This window comes from Micromonospora sp. NPDC005299 (assembly GCF_042872345.1).
GTDB lineage: Bacteria > Actinomycetota > Actinomycetes > Mycobacteriales > Micromonosporaceae > Micromonospora.
Genome location: NZ_JBIAKG010000006.1, coordinates 105,081 through 123,922 on the forward strand (window position 1 = coordinate 105,081; position 18,842 = coordinate 123,922).

14 protein-coding genes and 3 pseudogenes are annotated in these 18,842 nt (G+C 75.5%); 5 read left to right on the forward strand and 12 right to left on the reverse strand.

Going from position 1 to position 18,842, the window contains the following annotated elements; translation table 11 throughout:
- Nucleotides 1-75 precede the first annotated feature (75 nt).
- The 11 genes and pseudogenes from ACFYPD_RS18750 to ACFYPD_RS18800 form a co-directional block, all read right to left on the reverse strand.
- Nucleotides 76-930 carry an alpha/beta fold hydrolase gene (locus ACFYPD_RS18750; RefSeq protein ID WP_387114700.1) on the reverse strand — a complete coding sequence of 285 codons (855 nt, stop codon included), beginning with the start codon at nucleotides 928-930 and terminating at the stop codon, nucleotides 76-78.
- A 22-nt stretch (nucleotides 931-952) separates the two neighbouring features.
- Complete coding sequence (locus tag ACFYPD_RS18755; RefSeq protein WP_387114703.1) at nucleotides 953-1,945, reverse strand: glycosyltransferase family 9 protein; 993 nt, start codon at nucleotides 1,943-1,945, stop codon at nucleotides 953-955.
- Nucleotides 1,942-2,628, reverse strand: a complete 687-nt coding sequence (locus tag ACFYPD_RS18760; RefSeq protein ID WP_387114706.1) for an SDR family oxidoreductase — start codon at nucleotides 2,626-2,628, stop codon at nucleotides 1,942-1,944. Before ACFYPD_RS18760 ends, ACFYPD_RS18755 begins: the two co-directional genes overlap by 4 nt.
- Nucleotides 2,625-4,037 (reverse strand): D-glycero-beta-D-manno-heptose 1-phosphate adenylyltransferase, encoded by a 1,413-nt coding sequence (gene rfaE2 / locus ACFYPD_RS18765; protein WP_387114709.1) that lies wholly within the window; start codon nucleotides 4,035-4,037, stop codon nucleotides 2,625-2,627. The genes ACFYPD_RS18760 and rfaE2 overlap by 4 nt, the downstream gene beginning before the upstream one ends.
- Before the next feature lie 316 nt (nucleotides 4,038-4,353).
- A pseudogene (locus ACFYPD_RS18770) lies at nucleotides 4,354-4,924 on the reverse strand (SIS domain-containing protein); the annotation flags it as partial.
- A complete protein-coding gene (locus ACFYPD_RS18775; protein ID WP_387114712.1) occupies nucleotides 4,924-6,141 on the reverse strand; it encodes a glycosyltransferase in 1,218 nt (405 codons plus the stop codon). The gene ACFYPD_RS18775 and the pseudogene ACFYPD_RS18770, both read right to left, overlap by 1 nt.
- Entirely contained in the window at nucleotides 6,126-7,100 is a 975-nt protein-coding gene (locus tag ACFYPD_RS18780) for a glycosyltransferase (RefSeq protein WP_387114715.1), read from the reverse strand. Before ACFYPD_RS18780 ends, ACFYPD_RS18775 begins: the two co-directional genes overlap by 16 nt.
- 50 nt (nucleotides 7,101-7,150) lie before the next feature.
- Entirely contained in the window at nucleotides 7,151-8,731 is a 1,581-nt protein-coding gene (locus ACFYPD_RS18785; protein WP_387114718.1) for an HAD-IIIA family hydrolase, read from the reverse strand.
- Complete coding sequence (locus ACFYPD_RS18790) at nucleotides 8,725-9,762, reverse strand: glycosyltransferase family 2 protein (protein WP_387114721.1); 1,038 nt, start codon at nucleotides 9,760-9,762, stop codon at nucleotides 8,725-8,727. The genes ACFYPD_RS18785 and ACFYPD_RS18790 overlap by 7 nt, the downstream gene beginning before the upstream one ends.
- Entirely contained in the window at nucleotides 9,759-11,411 is a 1,653-nt protein-coding gene (locus ACFYPD_RS18795; protein WP_387114724.1) for a carbamoyltransferase, read from the reverse strand. Before ACFYPD_RS18795 ends, ACFYPD_RS18790 begins: the two co-directional genes overlap by 4 nt.
- A 198-nt stretch (nucleotides 11,412-11,609) precedes the next feature.
- On the reverse strand, nucleotides 11,610-12,821 hold the full coding sequence (locus ACFYPD_RS18800; RefSeq protein WP_387114727.1) for a globin domain-containing protein: 1,212 nt from the start codon (nucleotides 12,819-12,821) through the stop codon (nucleotides 11,610-11,612).
- Between the two features lie 161 nt (nucleotides 12,822-12,982).
- On the opposite strand from ACFYPD_RS18800, the gene ACFYPD_RS18805 reads away from it, so the two are divergent.
- Together ACFYPD_RS18805 and ACFYPD_RS18810 are read left to right on the forward strand one after the other, a co-directional pair.
- Nucleotides 12,983-13,420 (forward strand): RrF2 family transcriptional regulator, encoded by a 438-nt coding sequence (locus ACFYPD_RS18805; protein ID WP_387114731.1) that lies wholly within the window; start codon nucleotides 12,983-12,985, stop codon nucleotides 13,418-13,420.
- Nucleotides 13,420-14,052: a methyltransferase domain-containing protein gene (locus ACFYPD_RS18810; RefSeq protein ID WP_387114734.1), complete on the forward strand. Its 633-nt coding sequence runs from the start codon at nucleotides 13,420-13,422 to the stop codon at nucleotides 14,050-14,052. The genes ACFYPD_RS18805 and ACFYPD_RS18810 overlap by 1 nt, the downstream gene beginning before the upstream one ends.
- Nucleotides 14,053-14,101: 49 nt before the next feature.
- Here ACFYPD_RS18810 and ACFYPD_RS18815 read toward each other — a convergent pair whose 3' ends face one another.
- On the reverse strand, nucleotides 14,102-15,358 hold the full coding sequence (locus ACFYPD_RS18815; protein ID WP_387114736.1) for a hypothetical protein: 1,257 nt from the start codon (nucleotides 15,356-15,358) through the stop codon (nucleotides 14,102-14,104).
- Nucleotides 15,359-15,680: 322 nt separating this feature from the next.
- Between ACFYPD_RS18815 and ACFYPD_RS18820 the strand changes: the two genes are divergently transcribed.
- The 3 genes and pseudogenes from ACFYPD_RS18820 to ACFYPD_RS18830 form a co-directional block, all read left to right on the forward strand.
- A complete protein-coding gene (locus tag ACFYPD_RS18820) occupies nucleotides 15,681-17,738 on the forward strand; it encodes a type IIA DNA topoisomerase subunit B (protein ID WP_387114738.1) in 2,058 nt (685 codons plus the stop codon).
- Between the two features lie 31 nt (nucleotides 17,739-17,769).
- Nucleotides 17,770-18,030, forward strand: a pseudogene (locus ACFYPD_RS18825) (DNA gyrase subunit A); the annotation flags it as partial.
- Nucleotides 18,004-18,828: pseudogene (locus tag ACFYPD_RS18830) on the forward strand (LAGLIDADG family homing endonuclease); the annotation flags it as partial. The pseudogenes ACFYPD_RS18825 and ACFYPD_RS18830, both read left to right, overlap by 27 nt.
- Between the last annotated feature and the right edge of the window lie 14 nt (nucleotides 18,829-18,842).

The following is an 18,842-nucleotide window of genomic DNA, read 5'->3' on the forward strand; positions in this document are numbered from 1 at the left end:
CGGCTTACCCACGTTTCGCGCGGCTACGCACGCGTCTTTCGGCCCACGGCGTCCGACCGGTTGCCGCCCGGCGGGTCAGCGGGGCAGCGAGGTGGCGAACGCGGCGATCCGGGCGGCCAGTGGGGCGGCGGCGCGTACCCAGGTGAAGTGGTCCAGCGGGGCGCCCGCCTCGGCGACGGTGTAGCGGTGCCGCGTCACCGGTGCGGCGGCGAACTTGCCGCAGAGGTGATCCATCGTCTCGTGCGGCGTGTACTGGTCGTCGTCGACGCTGACCGCGAGCACCGGGGTGCGGACCCGCCGCACGGCCGCCTCGGCGTCGACCCCGTCCAGCACCGGGAAGCGCCCGGTCCGGGCGGTGTACGCCCAGTCCCGGATCACCCCGCGCGCCTGCCGGCCGCCGAACCCCCAGCCCGGCCAGACGCGGAGCAGCCGGGCGACCGCCGCGATGCCCTGCGTGTACGGCAGCACACCCCAGCCACGCAGCCCCGGGTACCCGCGCCACCAGGGGACGCCCACCGCCACCAGGGCCAACCCGTCCACCCGGTCGGCGTCGTGCAGCGCCTGGTGCAGCACCGCGACCTGCCCGCCGAGCGAGTGCCCGAGCAGCAGCCGGGTCCGGCCGTCCAGCCGCGGCTTGAGCGCGTCGAGCACCGCGTCGACGTCGGTGGACAGCTCGGCGTAGCCGTACCGGCAGCTGCGGGCGGGGGTCGGTGTGCTCGCGCCGGTGCCGCGCAGGTCGGCCACGACGACGGCCAGGCCGGCGTCGCGCAGCGCGGTGGCGAACGGCCGGTAGTAGCGGGCGCGGACGCCCATGGCGGGCCAGATCACCACCACGGGCGCGCCGGGCGGCCCGTCCGGCTCCGGGTAGACCTGGACGCCGATGCGCGCCCCGTCGACGTCCACGAACTCCTGCGTGTACTCCCCGCTCACCGGATCAGCCTACGGCGGGAAGCTACCGGCGGGTAGCAAGGGGTCGGTCCGGCGCCTGCGCCGGAATCCGGCGCCCGGCCACCGGCCGCGACCGGGCGGCCGCGGTCACCCGGTCCACCGCCGCCAGCACCGCCGGCACGTCCACCTCGGCCAGCGCCGGGTGCACCGCCGGGCCGTCCCCCGCCGGGCGCGGCCCGGCCCAGAGCGCCTCGTGCCACGGCCGGTCCGGCGGCGGCCCCCACCGCGCCGGCGGCACCGGGCCGAAGAGCAGCACCGACGGGATGGCGTAGGCGGTGGCCAGGTGACCGATGCCGGTGTCCCCGCCGAGCACGAGGCGGGCGTGGGCGACCAGCGCGGCCAGCTCGCCGACGTCGGTCGCGCCGGCCAGCACCGCCTCGGCCGGCAACCCGGCCCGGCGGGCCACCCCGGCGGCGAGATCCCGCTCGCCGGGGCTGCCGGTCACCACCACCCGGTGGCCCCGTCCGGCCAGCTCCCGGGCCACCGCCGCGAAACGCTCGGGCGGCCAGCGCCGCTGCGCCGCCTTGGCGCCCGGATGCACGATCGTCACACCGGTCGGCAGCCCGCCGGGCCCGGGGCGGCGCAGCGCCAGGTCGCTGCGGTCGGCGGGGATCCCGTACCAGCCCAGCATCCGGCACCACCGGTCCACCTCGTGCTCCTCGGCCCGCCACGGCGGACCGTCGTGCCACCCGGCCTCGGCGTTGGCGAAGGCCAGCAGCCGCCGCGGCCGGACCCCGGCGAGCATCCGGTGCGACTGCGGCCCCCGCCCGTGCAGGTTCACCGCCACCGCGGGCGGCGGGCCGGACCACCCGAGGTGGCCCAGCCCCTCCGCGACGACCTGCCGGTCCACGCCACCGACCAGCTCGACCAGCGGGGTCAGCCAGCGCGGCGCGACCAGCGCCAGCTCGGCGCCGGGGTACGCGGCACGCAACGCGCGCAGCGCCGGCACCCCGGTGGCGAGGTCGCCGACGCCGAGCGCCCGCAGCACGAGGATCACGGGTATGACGACTCCTGCTCGGCGCAGACCACCAGCTCGCGTACGGCGCAGCCGGGCGGCTGGGCGAGGGCGAACATGACCGCCTCGGCGGTGTCCGCCGGGTCGTTGAGGATCGCGTCCGGGCCGGGCCGGTACCGCTCGTCCCGGTCGTCGAAGAACGCCGTCCGCATCCCGCCCGGGATCAGCAGCGTGACGCCCACCGTCCCGGCCAGCTCGGCGGCGAGCGCCCGGGTGAAGCCCACCACCCCGAACTTCGCCGCGCAGTACGCGGTCGCGTCGCTGACCGCCTTGACGCCCAGCGTGGACGCCACGGTCACCACCGTGCCGTGCGCCCGCTCCAGGTGCGGCAGCGCGGCCCGGATCACCGCGGCGGTGCCGAGCAGGTTGATCGTGACGATCCGGTCCCAGGTCGCGCCGTCGACGTCGGCCAGCCGGCCGGGCACGTCCATGCCGGCGGCGGTCACCACGCCGTCGAGGCCCCCGGCCTGCTCGGCGAGTTGCCGGGTGGCCGCCTCGGCGGCCCGGGTGTCGGCCAGGTCGCACTCGACCCAGGGCACCCCGTCGGCCGGCGCCTGCCGGTCCAGCACGTACGGCCGCCCGCCGGCCTTGGCCACCACCGCCGCGCCGAGGCCGCTCGACCCGCCGGTCACGAGGACCGCCCGTCCATTCAGGTCCCTGCTCATACCGCTCCCTTGACGAGGTGGAGACCGCGCTGGCGCGCGGCCGAGATGGTGCCGGTGGTGGACCGCCCGGCCAGGAAGGGCACGGTGACGACCTGCCCGCCCCAGCGGCGTACCAGCTCCGCCTCGGGCAGCTCGGGCGCGCCGTCGCCGGCGTAGTCGCCGCCCTTGACCCAGACGTCCGGGCGCAGCCGGGCCAGCACCTGGTGCGGGGTGGGCTCGTCGAAGACCACCACCGCGTCGACGCAGTCCAGGGCGGCCAGCAGTCGGGCCCGGTCCTGTTCCGGGTTGACCGGGCGCTCCGGCCCCTTGAGCCCCCGGACGCTCCGGTCGGAGTTGAGGCAGACCACCAGGCAGTCGCCGAGGCGGCGGGCCGCCTGGAGGGTGGCCAGGTGACCGGCGTGCAGGAGGTCGAAGCAGCCGCCGGTGGCGACCACCGTGCCGCCGTCGGCGCGTACCCTCGCGACGAGTTCCTCGGCGGTGCGGGTCGCGGCCACGGGCCGCGGCTGCTCCGGCGCCCGGTGCAGGCCGGCCGCCCCGCCGGCCGCCACGTACGCGGACGCCGCCCCGACCGCCGCCTGCACCGCCTCGGCGACCGACGCGCCGTCGCCCAGGGCCAGTGCGGCGGTGGCGGCGAACCGGTCCCCGGCGCCGCAGGTGTCCTCGATGTGCGCCACGGTGGACGGCGGCGGCACGACCAGCGGCGCGCTGCCGGAGTGGCAGAGCACCGCCCCGTCCGGACCCGTGGTCACCGCGACCGCGCCCACCCGCCACCGGCGGCGCAGCTCGTGCCCGGCCCGGATGGCGGTGGAGAGCGCCGAACCCGCCCCGGCGTCGCCGGTGAGCTGCCGCAGCTCGGCCAGGTTCGGGGTGGCCAGCCGGACCCCGGGCACCGCGGCCGGGCCGCGCGGGTGCGGGTCCCAGACCACCGGGGCGGTGGCGTCGGCCAGCGCCGCGCGCAGCGCCGGCTGCCGGACCAGCCCGCGACCGTAGTCGCTCACCAGGATGGCCCGGGCCCGGGACAGCAGCTCCCGCACCGCCTCCGGCGGCTCGCCCGGTGGCTGGGGGTCACCGCCCCGGTCCAGCCGGAGCAGGGTCTGCCCGCCGGCCCGGAGCCGGATCTTCTCGGCGGTGGCGCCGGGCAGACGGATCGGGTAGAGCTCGACGCCCGCCTCGGTCACCAGTTCCGCCAGCCGGGCCCCGCCGGCGTCGTCGGCCAGCCCGGTCACCAGCGCCACGTCGGTCTCCTGCGCGGCGGCGAGCAACGCGGCCAGCCCGGCCCCGCCCGGCCTCTCGGCGGCGGACCGTTCGTCGAGCACCGGCACCGGCGCGTCCGGGGCGACCCGGCCGACCACGCCGGTGACATCCCGGTCCAGCAGCGCGTCGCCGACCACGACCAGCGGGCGGGTCACGACGGCACCGATCCCGTGCCGGTGAACCGGTGCCCGTCGGCCGGCTGCCCGGTGGCGGAGTGCCCGTTGGCGGAGTGCCCATTGCGCCCGTTGGCGCCGTGGCCGTCGGCCGGGCGGTGCCGGCGCGCCCCGTCCCGGGCGTGCCCGTCCAGCGCCCGGCCGCCGCCCAGGTGCGGCCCGGATCCGACCCCGGCGAGCAGGTGGCCGTCGCCGTCGCCGCCGTCCCGGTCGCCTCCGGTGGGGACGGGTGGCGGTGCCCAGCGGGCGAAGGTGCCCACCCGCGGCGCGGGAACGGACGCGGTCGGCAGCTGCCGGATCAGCGGCAGCGCCTGGTCGACGTACTCGCAGAGCAGGTGTGTGGAGACCAGGTGCAGCTCCTGCACCACCTGGCTGTCCGGGGACGGCACGGCGAGCACGTCGTGGCACTCCTCGGCGAGCGGGTTGGGGGCGGGGCCGGTGAAGGCCCAGCAGCGCAGGCCGGTGTCGTGTCCGGCGCGGGCGGCGGTGAGCAGGTTGGTGCTGGTGCCGCTGGTGGACAGGAGCAGGAGGATGTCGTCGGGTCGGCCGTGGGCGCGGACCTGGCGGGCGAAGACCTCGTCGTAGCCGTAGTCGTTGCCGATGGCGGTGAGGGCGGAGGTCTCGGCGTGCAGGGCGATGGCGGACAGTGGTTCGCGGTCGTCGCGCAGCTTGCCGACGAGTTCGGCGGTGAGGTGCTGGGCTTCGGCGGCGCTGCCGCCGTTGCCGGCCACCAGCAGCCGCCCGCCCCGGGCCAGTGTCCAGGCCAGCTCGGTGCCCCAGCCCGCCAGCCGCTCGGCCTCCCGCCGGTACGGCAGCAGCGCCGCGGCCAGCCCGGAGAGGTGGGCGTCGAGGGTGTCGTGATGGGTCATCAGGCCACCGCCGACGCCGGCCGGGACACCGTGGTCAGCGTGGCGTAGACCGCGCCGAGCTGTTCGGCGCAGCGCTTCCAGGAGTACCGGCTACGGATCCGGTCCAGCGCCGCCGTGGCGTACGCGAAACGGCGGACCCGGTCCGCGAGGAGCCGGCGCAGCGCGGTCCCGAGCGCGCGGGGGTCGCGCGGCGGCACCAGGTCGCCGGTGAGCCCGTCCACGACGCTGTCCGCGATGCCGCCCACGTTGGTGCCGACCACGGGCACCCCGCAGGCCATTCCCTCCAGGGGAGTGAGCCCGAACGGCTCGTACCACGGGGCGGCGACCAGCACGTCCGCCGAGCGGTACCAGGTGGCCATCTCCTCGCGCGGCACCGCGCCGACCAGCTTCACCCGGTCGGCCACGCCGCACGACTCGGCCAGCGCGGACAGCCGCCGGGCGAACGCGTCGGCGGGGAGCAGGTCGGCCGGCGGACCGCCGACCACCACGCACTCGGCGTCCGGCACCGCGGGCAGCGCCCGGACCACCTCCAGGAAGCCCTTTCGCTCGACCATCCGGCCGACGGTGAGGATGCGGGGGCGGGTCGGGTCGCGGGGGGCGACCGGGCCGTCGGGGCGGAACACGGCCTGGTTGACGCCGGACGGGATCAGCGCCATCCGGGACCGGGGCACGCCCATCCGGACCAGCTCCCCGACCTCGTCCTCGCACTGCACGACCACCCGGTCCACGGCCCGGCCGAGCGCCCGTTCGTAGCCGATCCGCCCTGGTGGACTGGTGTCCCGCGCGCCCTGGTGCCGGCGCTTGACCGTGCCGAGCGCGTGGTACGTCAGCATCGTCGGCACCCCGGTCCGCCGGCCGGCGTGCACGGTGGCCAGCCCGCTCATCCAGAAGTGCGCGTGCGCGACGTCCGGGGTCCAGCCGCCGCGCCGCCAGGTGTCCGCCAGCCAGCTGCCGAACTCGCCCATGTACGGCAGCACTTCGTCCTTCGGCACCCGCTGCGCCGGGCCGGCCGGCACGTGGCACACCTGGTAGCCGTCCGGGGTGGACACCACGTCGGGCAGGGCGGCGGCGTCCCGGCGGGTGTAGACGCGGACGTCGTGCCCCTCGCCGACGAGCGCGGCCGCGAGTTCCGCCACATGGGTGTTCTGGCCGCCGGCGTCCTCCTCGCCGAGGACGGCGAGCGGGCTGGCGTGCTCCGAAATCATCGCGATGCGCATGTCTCCTCCTCCATGAGCCGGTCCCAGTCGGCGAGGAACCGGTCGAGCCCGAAGCGTTCCTTCGTCACCTCGCGTGCCCGCGCCCCCAGCCGGTACGCGGCGTCGCGGTCCTCGGCCAGCCAGCGGGCCGCCTCGATGAGCGTGTCCACGCGGGTGGAGAGCACCCCCGCGTCGGGCGGCACGGCGTCCACGGCCTCGGTGGTGGCCAGCGCGACCACCGGCATGCCGATGGTCATGGCCTCGATCAGGCTCAGCCCGAGCGACGTCCAGCGGCACAGGTGCAGGTAGGCCCGCCGCCGGGCGACCTCGGCGTGCATCCGGTCCTGCGGCAGGTCGTCGTGGGCGGCCAGCCGGTCCGCCGGCAGACCGAGCCGGTCGGGCAGCCCGGCCACCCCCATGCCGAAGACGTCCAGCGGGGCGACCGCGGCGAAGCGCGGCATCAGGTCGGTGCCGGTGACCCGCCAGCGGCGGACCGGCTCGTTGGTGACCACGGCGAGGCGGTCCAGCTCGCCGGTCCACTCCACCGTCGGCGGCACGATGCCGTGCTCGACGACCGCGGTGCGGGTGCCGCCGTTGTCCCAGAACAGTTCGTTGAAGTGTGTGACGTGGGTGAGCAGCAGGTCGTCCCGGTCGGCCATCGGGTGGCGGGTGTCCGGCACGTCGCCCTTCGGGGTGTTGTGCTCGACGTAGACGGCCGGCACGTCGCGGCCGGGCCGGCGGCCCAGCCACCGTTCGGCCAGCTCCAGTTCTTCGGGCCGTTGCAGGATCACCAGGTCGACCTCGGTCCGCCCCAGCTCCTCCGGGGTCACCTCGACGGCGTTCCCGGGCCAGGCGTAGGTCCGCGCCCGACCCAGCCCGTACGGGCTGCGGTCGGGCGTGACCGGCACCAGGTACCGGTGTCTCCCGTGCACGAACGACGTCGTCCAGGAGCCGTGCACGTGCCACAGCACAACGTTCATCTCTCTCCTCGTCGGCGACGGTGCGGGGGCCGGGGGGGTGGGCGGTGGGCTCAGCCGGGGACGAGCCGGCGGACGGCGGCGACCACCCGGGTCGGGTCGACGCCGCTCAGGCAGGGGTGCCCGGCGACCGGGCAGACGGCCGCCCGGGTGTCCCGGCAGGCCGCCCCGGCGTCGCCGAGCCGGACCGTGGGCACCCGGTAGGGCCCCCACTGCCCGAACGGGACGGTCGGGGCGAAGAGGCTGACCACCGGGGTGCCGACGGCGGCGGCCAGGTGGGCCGGCCCGGTGTTGCCGACGACCAGGCAGCGGGCCCCGGCGAGGATCCGGGCGAGCCCGGCCAGGTCGGTCGCGCCGCCGAGGTCGGTGCCGCCGGCGGCGGCGACCCGCGCGGTCAACTCCCGTTCGCCGGGGCCGCCGGTGACCAGCACCCGGTGCCCGTCGGCCGCGAGGGCGGCCACGATCTCGGCGCAGCGCTCGGGCGGGCAGGCGCGGGCCGGCGCCGACGAGCCGGGGTGCACCACCAGGTAGTCGCCGGCGGGCAGGTCGACGGCCGGTGCGGGCAGGTCGGCGCGGAGCCGCAGCACCGGCTCGTCCCCGGCGGGCAGGGCGTAGCCGGCCGCGGCGGCCACGGAGAGCGCCCGCTCCGGTTCGGGCACCCCGACGGGCACCCGGTGCCGGACGTCGAGCAGGGACCCGGGGTAGTCGTCGCTGATCGCGCTGATCCGGGGGACGCCGGCCATCCGCAGCACCAGGGCGAGGGGGAGCGGCGACTGGTGGAAGGACGTGAAGACGACCGCCTCGTCGGCCCCCACCGCGGCCAGCCGGCTGGTGAGCCGGCGCATGTCGTCGGGGTCGACCGGGCCCGGGGATCCGTCGATCCAGGGCAGCCGCCACTCGATCAGCTCGTCGATGCCGGGCAGCAGCTCCGCCGCCGCCCGGCCGCGTGGTCCGCAGAGCAGCGCCACCCGTTCCGCCCCGGCCGCCACCGCGCGGATGCCGGGGCCGGTGACCAGCACGTCGCCGGCCGAGTCGCTGCGCACCACCAGCACCGTGCCGGCCCGCCCGGTACGCGGCACGACCGGCCGTACCGCCCGGTCCCGGCGCAGGATCTCGGCCACCGCGCCGGGCAGGTCCCGGGCGACGGCCGGCGCCTCGGCGACCTCCTCGGGGCGGGTGACCGGGGTGGGGACCAGGATCCCGGTGGCGCCGGCGGCGAGCGCGGCGGCCATGTCGCGGCCGATGTCGCCGACCAGCACGCAGCGCCGGGGCGCGGTGCCGAGCGCCCGGGCCGCCTCGTGCACCAGCCCGGGGGCCGGCTTGCGGCAGGCGCAGCCGTCGGTGTCGTCGTGCGGGCAGATGGCCCAGTGGTCGAAGGGACCGAGCAGCTCCTCGATCCGGGCGTGCACCTCGTGCATCTGCCGCTCGGTGAAGTACCCCCGGGCCAGCCCGGACTGGTTGGTGACCACGGCCAGCCGGAGCCCGGCCGCGCGCAGCCGGTCCAGCGCCGCCCGGGCGCCGGGCAGCGGCCGGACCTTCTCCGGGTCGCCGTTGTAGGGCACGTCCTCGACCAGGGTGCCGTCGCGGTCGAGCAGCACCGCGTCGTACAGGGCGGGACCCGACGGGCTCAGCACCGGCGCGCCCTCGGGGCCGATGCCGTGACCGCGGCTCCGGCCGGGACGGCGCGGGCGCGCCACCAGCCGCGTACCCAGTGGACGACGGCGAGTGGCGGAATGAGCGCGCTGGTCACCAGCATGGTGGCGACCTCGTCGGGGGTGCGCGGGCCGGGCGCGACGCGGGCCCGGGTGAAATCGGCGGTGCCGGCCGCCCAGCCGAGGGCGGCGAGGCCGCCGGCCACGCCGACCGCCCGCCGGGCGCGGGTGGAGCGCGGGGGAGCGGCGCGCAGCGCGGCGGCGGCCAGTGCCACCGCGCCGGCCGCGGCGACCGCCACGTGCCGGGGCCGCCGTCCCGGCGGCAGGTCGAGTTCGGTGCGCCAGCCCGGGCCGTAGAGCCGGCGCAGCAGCGCGTCGTCGGCGTTGCCGCGTTGGGTGCGCAGGCTGACCCAGCGGCCCTCCGGGCGGACCGGATGGGTCACCCGACGCCGGCCGCGGACGAGGTCCCAGCCGGCGCGGCGGACCCGGTGGGCCAGCTCGGCGTCCTCTCGGTAGGCGCGCGGGAAGCGCTCGTCGAACCCGCCGACGGCGGCCAGGGCCGTCCGGCGGTAGGCCATGTCCGCCGTGATCCACCGCCCCTGGGCCAGGCCGGCGGTGCCGCGTTCCCAGTCGGTGGGGCGCCGGTGCGCGGGCAGCGGCACGTCCACCACGCCCTGCACGCCGCCGACCCCGCCGGCGGCCGCGAGGTCGTCGCGCAGCCGCCCGGCCCAGTCCGGCGCCGGCACCACGTCGTCGTCGAGGAAGACCACCCACTCGCCGCGGGCGGCCCGCCAGCCCAGGTTGCGGGCGGCCGCCGGGCCCGCGCCGCGCCCGGTCAGCACCTTCGTGTACGCCGCGAGCGCCCCCGGCACGGCCAGCTCCCCGGTGTCGTCGCGCCGGTCGTCGACCAGCAGCAGCTCGACCTCGGGCAGCTCGTCGAGCTGGCCGGCGAGGACGTCCAGCAGGGTGGCCAGGCTCGGCCGCCCCAGCGTGGGCACGACCACGCTGATCACCGGGCACCGCCCAGCGCGGGGCGGTGCACCGCGAACGGGCCGAGGGCGAGCAGGTCCACCGGGGCGGAGCCGAACAGCTCCATGGCCTCGCGCGGGGTGTCCACCATGGGCCGCCCGGCGGTGTTCAGCGAGGTGTTCACCACCACGGGCAGCCCGGTGCGCCGCTCGAACGCGGCCAGCAGCTCGGCCACCAGCGGCTCGGTCTCTGGGTGCACGGTCTGCACCCGGGCGGTCCCGTCGACGTGGGTGACTGCCGGGATCCGGTCCCGCCACTCCGGTTTCACCCGGTGCACGAAGAGCATGTACGGGCTCGGGTAGACCCCGTCGAACAGCTCCGCGAAGCGTTCCGCGCGGACCATCGGGGCGATCGGCCGGAACTGCTCCCGGCCCTTGACGTCGTTCATCCGCCGGGTGGTGTCCGGGTCGCCGGGGTGGGCCAGCAGCGACCGGTGGCCGAGCGCCCGCGGGCCGTACTCGCTGCGCCCCTGGTACCAGGCGACGATGCCGTTGTCGGCGAGCACCCGGGCGGCCTCGGCGGCGATCGACGCCGGCCGGGTGTACGGCAGGGCGGCCCGCCGCAGCTCCGCCTCCAGTTCGTCGTCCGACCAGCCCCGGCCCAGGTCCGCGCCGGCCATCGGGGTGGACCGGTCGCCCAGCTCGCCGGCCACATGCAGCGCCGCGCCGAGCGCCGTGCCCGCGTCGCCGGCCGCCGGCTGCACCCAGACGTCCCGGTACGGCCCCTCGGCCGCGAGCCGGGCGTTGGCCACGCAGTTCAGCGCCACCCCGCCGGCCATGGCCAGGGTGCTGGGCCCGCCGGACGCGTCGTAGAGCCAGCGGGACAGGTCCAGGACGACCTCCTCGAGTCGGGCCTGCACGCTGGACGCCAGGTCGGCGTGCTCCTCGGCCAGCTCGCCGCCGGCGGCGACCGCCTTGGCCATGCCGGCCCAGTCGATCCGCTCGACCTGGAAGCCGCCGTCGTCGCTGACCCGGACCAGGTCGCGGAGCAGGCCCAGGTGCTTCGGCCGGCCGTAGGAGGCGAGCGCCATGACCTTGTACTCGTCGCTGGAGTGCAGGAAGCCCAGGTGCCGGGTGAGGTCCTCGTAGAGCAGGCCGAGCGAGTGGGGGAGCTGCTGGGAGTGCAGCGGCGACAGCCGGCCGTCGCGGTAGACGCCGGCCAGGTGGCTGGCCACCTCGCCGCGGCCGTCGAGCACCAGCACCGCGGTGTCGTCGCCGGCCGACGGGGCGGCCAGGCCGGCGGAGGCCGCGTGCGCGACGTGGTGCGGCACGAACCGCACCCGGTCCGCGTCGAGCCCGGGCAGGGCGGCGGCGAGGAACTGCGGGGCCCGCCGGGCGTAGTCGACCCGCAGCCAGTCCCACGGGTCGCTGAGGCCCAGCTCGGCCGCGTCGCGGCAGAGTCCGGGGTCGAACGAGTACGCCACCGCGTCCAGGCTGTCCACGTCGATCCCCGCACTGGCCAGGCACCACGCGGCGGACAGCTCGGGCAGCTCCCAGGCGGAGAAGGGAACGGGGCGCTTGCCGTGCTTGCGCCGGCTGAACCGCTCCTCCTCGGCGGCGGCCACCACCCGACCGTCGACCACCAGGGCGGCCGCGGGGTCGTGGAAGATCGCGTTTATTCCGAGGACGCGCATGAGTGGTCCCTACCCTGGCGGTCAGGACCTAACCTCTAGATCATCGACTTGTCCGAGAAGTCGAATCTCCGCTGTGGAGATTCGACTCCTCGGACCAAAGCCCCTGGTCGGGCGGCATTACCCGACGAAGCCGGGCAAAGAGGCGCAGCAAAATCCGGTTTGGCCGCGTCCCGCTCCGGCAGCGGCCCCGGCGGCGGTTCAGCCGCGCAGCATGCCGGGACCGAAGACCTCGTAGGCGATCCGCTCGGTCGGCACGCCCCGGCGCAGCAGGTTGCCGCGGACCAGGTTCATGAACGGGACCGGGCCGCAGAGGTGCACCGCGGCCCCGGGGGCGAGGGGGATCCGCTCGGGGTCGACCAGGCCGGGAACCACCTCCGCCTTCAGCCCGGCCAGCTCGCCGTCGGCGGCGTCCTCGTACCAGAGGTGGACCGCGAGGTTCGGCAGCCGCTCCTGGAGGGCGGACAGTTCGTGGCGCAGCGCGTGCGCGGCCCCGGCGCGGTCGGCGTGCGCCAGCACCACCTCGCGCTCGGGCTCGACGGCGGCCAGGTGGGCCAGCGCCGCCATCGCCGGGGTGAGCCCGATGCCGGCGCTGGCCAGCAGCAGCGGCCCGCCGTCGCCCACCGCGCTGACCTCGCCGAACGCGGGGCTGAGCCGGAGCGTGTCGCCGACGGCCACCCGCTCGTGCAGGTGGGTCGAGACCATGCCGTCGGGCGCGTCGCCGGTTCCGCGGACCCGCTTGACGGTGATCCGCCAGTGGTCGGCGCCGGGCCGGCCGGAGAGGCTGTACTGCCGGATCTGCTGCCCCCGGCCACCGTCGAGATCGACGGCGACCGAGACGTACTGGCCGGGGGTGAAGCCGGGTACCGCGCCGCCGTCGGCCGGCGCCAGGGTGAGCGACACGACGTCGGCGGTCTCCCGGGCCCGGCCGGTCACCCGCCAGTCCCGCCACACCGTGCCGCCCTCGGGCACCCCGGCCACCGTGTACAGCCGGGCCTCCCGGGCGATCAGCTCGCAGGCCAGCAGCCAGTAAACCTCGTCCCAGGCGGCGGCGACCTCCGGCGTCACGGCGTCGCCGAGCACCTCGCCGACCGCGGCCATCAGGTGCCGGCCGACGATCGGGTACTGGGCGGCGGTGATGCCGAGCGAGGCGTGCTTGTGCGCGATGCGGTCCAGGACCGGCCCCCACGGCACGCTGCTGCCGCCGGTCAGGTGCTCGGCGTACGCGACCACGGCCGCGGCGAGCGCCGCCTTCTGCTGCCCGGTGGCCTGGTTGCCCCGGTTGAAGAGGTCCAGCAGTTCCGGGTGGGCGGCGAACATCCGCTGGTAGAACCGGCCGGTGATCGCCTCGCCGTGTGCCTGCACGGCGGGCAGGGTCGCCGTCACCACGGCTGCGGAGGATTCCGAGAGCACGACTACTCCTTCGGGCGTCGAACGGGTCGGTCACCACTGAACAGGAATCGGAAACCCCTCTTCAGGGGCGAAGGTCCCGGGACCGGCGTGGCCAGGATCACCGTCGCGAACGGGCTGGTCGGCCCGTGTCGCACCGGGGGCGCTCTGGCTAGGGTCGAGGCGTGAAGCTCAACCGGTCGACCGACATGGCCCTGCGGATCGCCATGCTGACCGCCGCGTCCCCGGCGCGGACCACGGTGGACGAGCTCGCCACCCAGCTCGTGCTGCCGCGCAGTCACGTGGCCAAGGTGGTGCAGCGGTTGCAGCGGCTCGGCGTGCTGGTGACCATCCGGGGCCGCTCCGGCGGGGTGGCCTTCGCCGAACACGCCGGTGAGCTGACCGTCGGCCATGTGGTGCGGGCCTTCGAGGGCGACGACGAGGTGGTCAACTGCGAGCAGCCGGCGTGCCCGCTGCTCGCCGGCTGCCGGCTGCGCGGCGAACTGCGCCGCGCCCAGGCCGCCTTCCTCGCCGTGCTCGACGGGGTACGCCTCGGCGACCTGGTCGAGGGCGCGGCCGGTCCGCTGCTGCTCACCCTCGGCGCCCCGCCGGTGCGCCCCTGATGGCGGTCTCGCATCCGATCTTCGCCCGGGTTTTCGCCCGGGCCAGCGTCGCCATGGACCGGGCCGGCGCCGCCGCGCACCGGCGCCGCCTCGTCGCCGGGCTGCGCGGCCGGGTGGTCGAGGTGGGCGCCGGCAACGGGCGGAACCTGCCGCACTACCCGCCGGCCGTCACCGGGGTGCTCGCCGTGGAGCCCGAGCCGCGGTTGCGCGCCCTCGTCCGGGCCGCCGCGCCCGACGCCCGCGTACCGGTGACCGTGGCCGCCGGCCTGGCCGAGGCGCTGCCGGTCGCCGACGCGGTCGCCGACGCGGTGGTGCTGTCGCTGGTGCTCTGCTCGGTGCCGGACCAGGCGGTGGCGCTGCGCGAGGCGCGCCGGGTGCTGCGCCCGGGCGGACAGCTCCGTTTCTACGAGCACGTCGTCGCGGAGACGCCCGGGCTGCGCCGGGCCCAGCGGGTGGCGGACGCCACGCTCTGGCCGCTGTGCTGCGCCGGCTGCCACACGGCACGGGACACGATGGCGGCGATCCGGGCCGCCGACTTCACCGTGATCGAGCTGGACCGGTTCCGCTTCCCGCCGACGGGGATGCCGGGACCGGCCGCGCCGCACGTGCTCGGCACGGCCGTCCGCCCCTGACCCGCCACGAGGCGTCCCCGGGCCGGGGACGCCTCGTGGTCGCGGCGGGTCAGCTCACCGTGATCGTCCCGTCCGGGGCGCGGGCGCAGGAGACCGCCCGGGCACCCGTCGCGGCGGCGCCGGTCAGGCAGCGGCCGAGCACCCGGTGGCCGGCGGCGCTCGGGTGCCACGACTCCTGGCAGGTCTGGAAGTAGGTGCCGCAGGCGTTCGCGATCCGCTGGATGTCGAGCTTGTCGTAGCCGGAGAGGCTGGTCACGAAGACGCCACTCGGACCGTCCATCAGCCGGATCGGGGTGGCCAGGGCGTTGCCGGGGCTGCCCGCCGACTCGCAGAGCCGGGCGCCGTCGAAGGCGCGCTGCACGTTCAGGTAGACCAGGTCGTCCTGCGGGAACTCGGCGGCCAGGGTGGTCCGGACCGAGTTGACCAGGGTGCCGAGGCCCTGCGAGAAGCGCTGGCCGGGCGCGAGACTGCCGCGGTGGATCGGGCAGCCGGCCGCGTACCGCTCGGCGCCGAGGGCGCGGAACTTGTCGCGGGTGTCGTCCCGGTCGTCCTCGCTCCAGTAGCCCGAGGCCAGCTCGGTGGGGAGCGGGTTGGTGTAGTCCTGGAACACCACCCGGTGCTGGCCGTCGGCGTCGACCTGGTCGAGGGTGGTGAGGAGCTGCCGGACCGCCGCGGTGGTCTCCGCGGTCGCGGCGGCGAACTGGGCGGCGGTGGCCAGGTCGGCGTCCGTGCACGGCTCCTGCTCGACCGGCCCGCCGAGGTACGCCCAGAACTCCCACCAGCCGGTCCAGGCGTCGGCGATGAACCGGTTGGCGCACTTCTCCGCCACGCTGCCGAAGGTGAACGAGCTGTTGTTCGAGCCGAGGCCGACCAGCACCAGGTCGATGTCGTGGGTCCGCGCCACCGCCCGGAGCTGGTCGAGCTGGGCGCCGACCTGCCGGCCCTTGGTCCGGCTCGCGGACGCGGCGGCGATGTCGTAGGGCTGCCCGCCCGAGCAGGCCAGGTTGAACCGGGCGGCGATGCCCGGCAGGTCGGCCTGGAACAGCGAGGCGTTCGGCGAGCGGTGGCAGAAGTAGGCGTTGTTGTTCGGGGCCGACCAGCCGGGGAAGCCCTGGGCCACCCCGTTGACGTCGGTCACCGGCGCGTACGCCCCGGCGCCCTCGCCGCTGATGAAGCTGTCGCCCAGCGCCACGGCGGCGGTGGGCAGGGCGGCCGCGGCGGCCCCGGCGGGCGCCACGGCGGCCGGCAGCGCCACCGCGGCGACGGCCAGCGCGGCCGCGAGCGCGGCACGACGGAACACGGTCATCCGACCCCCTCGCACATCGAAATGTGAAAGATTCTTCAAGGAAGCGATGAGATCACGACCGTGTGACGTACGTCAATGGATTGCCGTCCGGGGCGGTCGGTGCCCGGCCCCGGCCGGGAAGACACCGGCGGCACGCGTCGTTGTCGTGCACGGACGCCTCCTCGCCTCCGGTCGCGCGGTATCCGACGCCGCACCGCACCGGGTGCCACGGCTCTGTCGGAGTGCCGGGCTAGGCTCGCTCCGGCGCGCCGCGCCTGGCGATCGACGTGGGGGATCGCACGGTGAACGGCACCACACCGCCGAGACCTGGGAGTACGACCAGTTGACCGCACAGCCTGAGACCCTGTACGGGGCCGACGACCTGACGCACCTGGAGGGCCTCGACGCCGTCCGGAAGCGCCCCGGCATGTACATCGGTTCGACCGACAGCCGTGGCGTGGGTCACCTCGTCAACGAGATCCTCGACAACTCCACCGACGAGGGTGTCGCGGGTCACGCCACGAAGGTCGACGTGATCCTGCACGCCGACGGCTCGGTGCGGGTCGACGACGACGGTCGCGGCATCCCGACCGACGTGCACGCCAAGTCCGGCATCTCCGGCGTCGAGCTGGTGCTGACCAGGCTGCACGCGGGCGGCAAGTTCGGCGGCTCGGGCTACAAGACCTCCGGCGGCCTGCACGGCGTGGGCGCCTCGGCGGTCAACGCGCTCTCCCGGCGGTTCGACGTCACCGTCCGCCGCAGCGGCAAGATCCACTCGATGTCGTTCCGGCACGGCGTACCCGGGATCTTCGACGGCGACGGCCCGGAAGCGCCGTTCACGCCCGGCCCCGGCCTGCAGATCGTCGGTGCCATGAAGCGCGGCCAGCGCACCGGCACCTCCATCCGCTGGTGGCACGACCCGCGCTACTTCGAGACCGGCGCGGCGCTCGACACCGAGGCGGTCCGGCTCAAGCTGCGCAACACCGCCTTCCTCGTGCCCGGCGTGGCCTACCGGCTGCGCGACGAGACCGGCGAGAAGGTGGTCGAGGAGGGCTTCCACTTCCCCAACGGCCTCACCGACATGGTGGATTACCTCGCCCCGGCCGGCGACCGCCCGGTCTCCGGGACCCTGCTGGTCACCGGCGAGGGAACCTACCGGGAGAACGCGGCCGACGCCAACGGTGTCATGCAGTCCAACGTGCAGCGCCGGGCCGAGATCGAGGTGGCGTTCCGCTGGGGCACCGGCTACGAGCGCACCGTCGAATGCTTCACCAACACCATCCGCAACGCCCACGGCGGCACCCACCGCAAAGGCTTCGAGCGGGCCCTGGCGCGCACCCTGGCCGAGGCCGCCCGCACCACCCGTGGCCTGCTCAAGCCCAAGGAGGACGCGCCCACCCTGGACGACGTCCTGGAGGGCATGACCGCGGTGGTGCACGTGCGGATCCCGGAGCCGCAGTTCACCTCGCAGACCAAGGACGAGCTCTCCACGGCGGGCATCACGAAGGTGCTCCAGGGTCTGGTCGAGGCGCACCTCAAGGCGTGGCTGGAGGACCGGAAGACCAAGGCCGAGGCCCGCACGGTGCTGCAGAAGATCGTCGACGCGGCCCGGGTCCGGCTGACCCAGAAGCAGCAGAAGGACGCCGCCCGGCGCAAGACCGCCCTGGAGGGCGCGTCGATGCCGCCCAAGCTGGTCGACTGCCGGGCCACCGGGGTGGAGCGCAGCGAGCTGTTCATCGTGGAGGGGGACAGCGCCCTCGGCACCAGCCGGATGGCCCGCTCCTCGGAATACCAGGCCCTGCTGCCGATCCGCGGCAAGATCCTCAACGTGCAGAAGGCGAACCTCCAGCAGGTGCTCGACAACGCCGAGTGCGCGGCGATCGTGCAGGTGCTCGGCGCCGGCTCGGGGCGCACCTTCGACCTCTCCGCGCTGCGCTACGGCCGGGTGCTCATCATGGCCGACGCGGACGTGGACGGCGCGCACATCCGGACCCTGCTCATCACGCTCTTCGCCCGCTACATGCGGCCGCTGATCGAGGCGGGCCGGCTCTACGCGGCCATGCCGCCCCTGCACAAGATCACCACCAGGGGGCGCAACCCGCAGACGGTCTACACCTACACGCAGGCCGAGATGGAGGCGACGGTCCGCAAGCTGGAGAAGGCCGGCAAGCAGATCGTCACGCCCATCCCGCGGTTCAAGGGTCTCGGTGAGATGGACGCCGACGAGCTGTGGGAGACGACCATGAACCCGGCCACGCGGGCGGTCCGCCGCATCACTCTCGACGACGTCGAGGCCGCCGAGCGGATCCTCGAACTGCTCATGGGGGAGAAGGTCGAGCCCCGCCGCAACTGGCTCATCGACTCGGCCGACCGGGTCGACCGCGACGCCATCGACGCCTGACCACCGGGTTCTTCGAAGGGAAAGCTGAACCATGGCACGCCGCAAGGACGACCGCGCCAAGGCGGACCTCTCCGCCTTCGACCAGGCCGGCGCCCGGGTCTTCGACAATCCGCTGGTCACCGAGGTCTCGGACTCCTACCTGGAGTACGCCTTCTCGGTCATCCACTCGCGGGCCCTGCCCGACGCCCGCGACGGGCTCAAGCCGGTGCACCGCCGCATCCTCTGGTCCATGTACGAGCAGGGCCACCGTCCCGACCGGGGCCACGTGAAGTCGGCCCGGATCGTCGGCGACTGCTTCGTCGCCGGAACGCTCGTGTCGACGCCTCAGGGTCTGAGGCCGATCGAAGATGTCGAGATCGGCGACTCCGTGCTGGACGCCGACGGGACGGCCGTTCCGGTGCGCGCGGTGTACCGGAATCCGCAGTCGGAGCTGGTCCGGGTCACGTGGAGTAACGGCCACACCATGACCGTCACTCCGGGACAGCGGTTCCGTGTGGTGGACGAGGATCTTTCGGTCCGTTGGATCGAAGCGCGGGACCTCGCCGGGTGCCTCACCCTCGCCTACGGCGGCGGTCGCAGGTCGGCTTCCGTTCCCGGCGGTGACGTCTACGACTACGTCCGCGGACTCGTGGTGGCAGAGGGTTTTGCCGTCGATCGGTCTCGTGAGGCCGACGGGCGAGTGCGGTTGCACATGTGCGATGTCGAGCCGCTCGACATCGCCCACGGCTGGGCGATCGCGAACGGGCTCAACGCCAGCCGTGGAAAGCGTGAAGCAGCCAACCCTCGGCACCGCGACCAGCACGTCGTTACCTTCGCTCGGCACCAGGGTCTGCTTGAGGCCGGTGCGTCCCTCAGCCACGCCAAGCACGTCCCGGGTGACGTTCTCGAAGATCGCTCTGCTTGGGCGCCCTTCCTTGCCGGGTTCTTCGATGGCGATGGCTACGTCCGCAAGCGTTTTCGCGAGATCGTCCTCGTCAGCACGAGCGTCACGCTGGTGCGACAGATCTACTCCATGCTCGCTGATCTGGGTGTCCACGGGCACCACTGGACCAGCAGCCGGAAGGGTCACCAACCACTTCTCGGTCTGTCCGTCACCGGACGAGA

Coding starts and splice junctions, on each gene's coding strand:
- ACFYPD_RS18760 (WP_387114706.1), bottom strand. CDS start 2,628: ATGAGCAGGGACCTGAATGGACGGGCGGTCCTCGTGACCGGCGGGTCG.
- ACFYPD_RS18780 (WP_387114715.1), bottom strand. CDS start 7,100: ATGAACGTTGTGCTGTGGCACGTGCACGGCTCCTGGACGACGTCGTTC.
- ACFYPD_RS18810 (WP_387114734.1), top strand. CDS start 13,420: ATGGCGGTCTCGCATCCGATCTTCGCCCGGGTTTTCGCCCGGGCCAGC.
- ACFYPD_RS18815 (WP_387114736.1), bottom strand. CDS start 15,358: ATGACCGTGTTCCGTCGTGCCGCGCTCGCGGCCGCGCTGGCCGTCGCC.
- ACFYPD_RS18775 (WP_387114712.1), bottom strand. CDS start 6,141: ATGCGCATCGCGATGATTTCGGAGCACGCCAGCCCGCTCGCCGTCCTC.
- ACFYPD_RS18795 (WP_387114724.1), bottom strand. CDS start 11,411: ATGCGCGTCCTCGGAATAAACGCGATCTTCCACGACCCCGCGGCCGCC.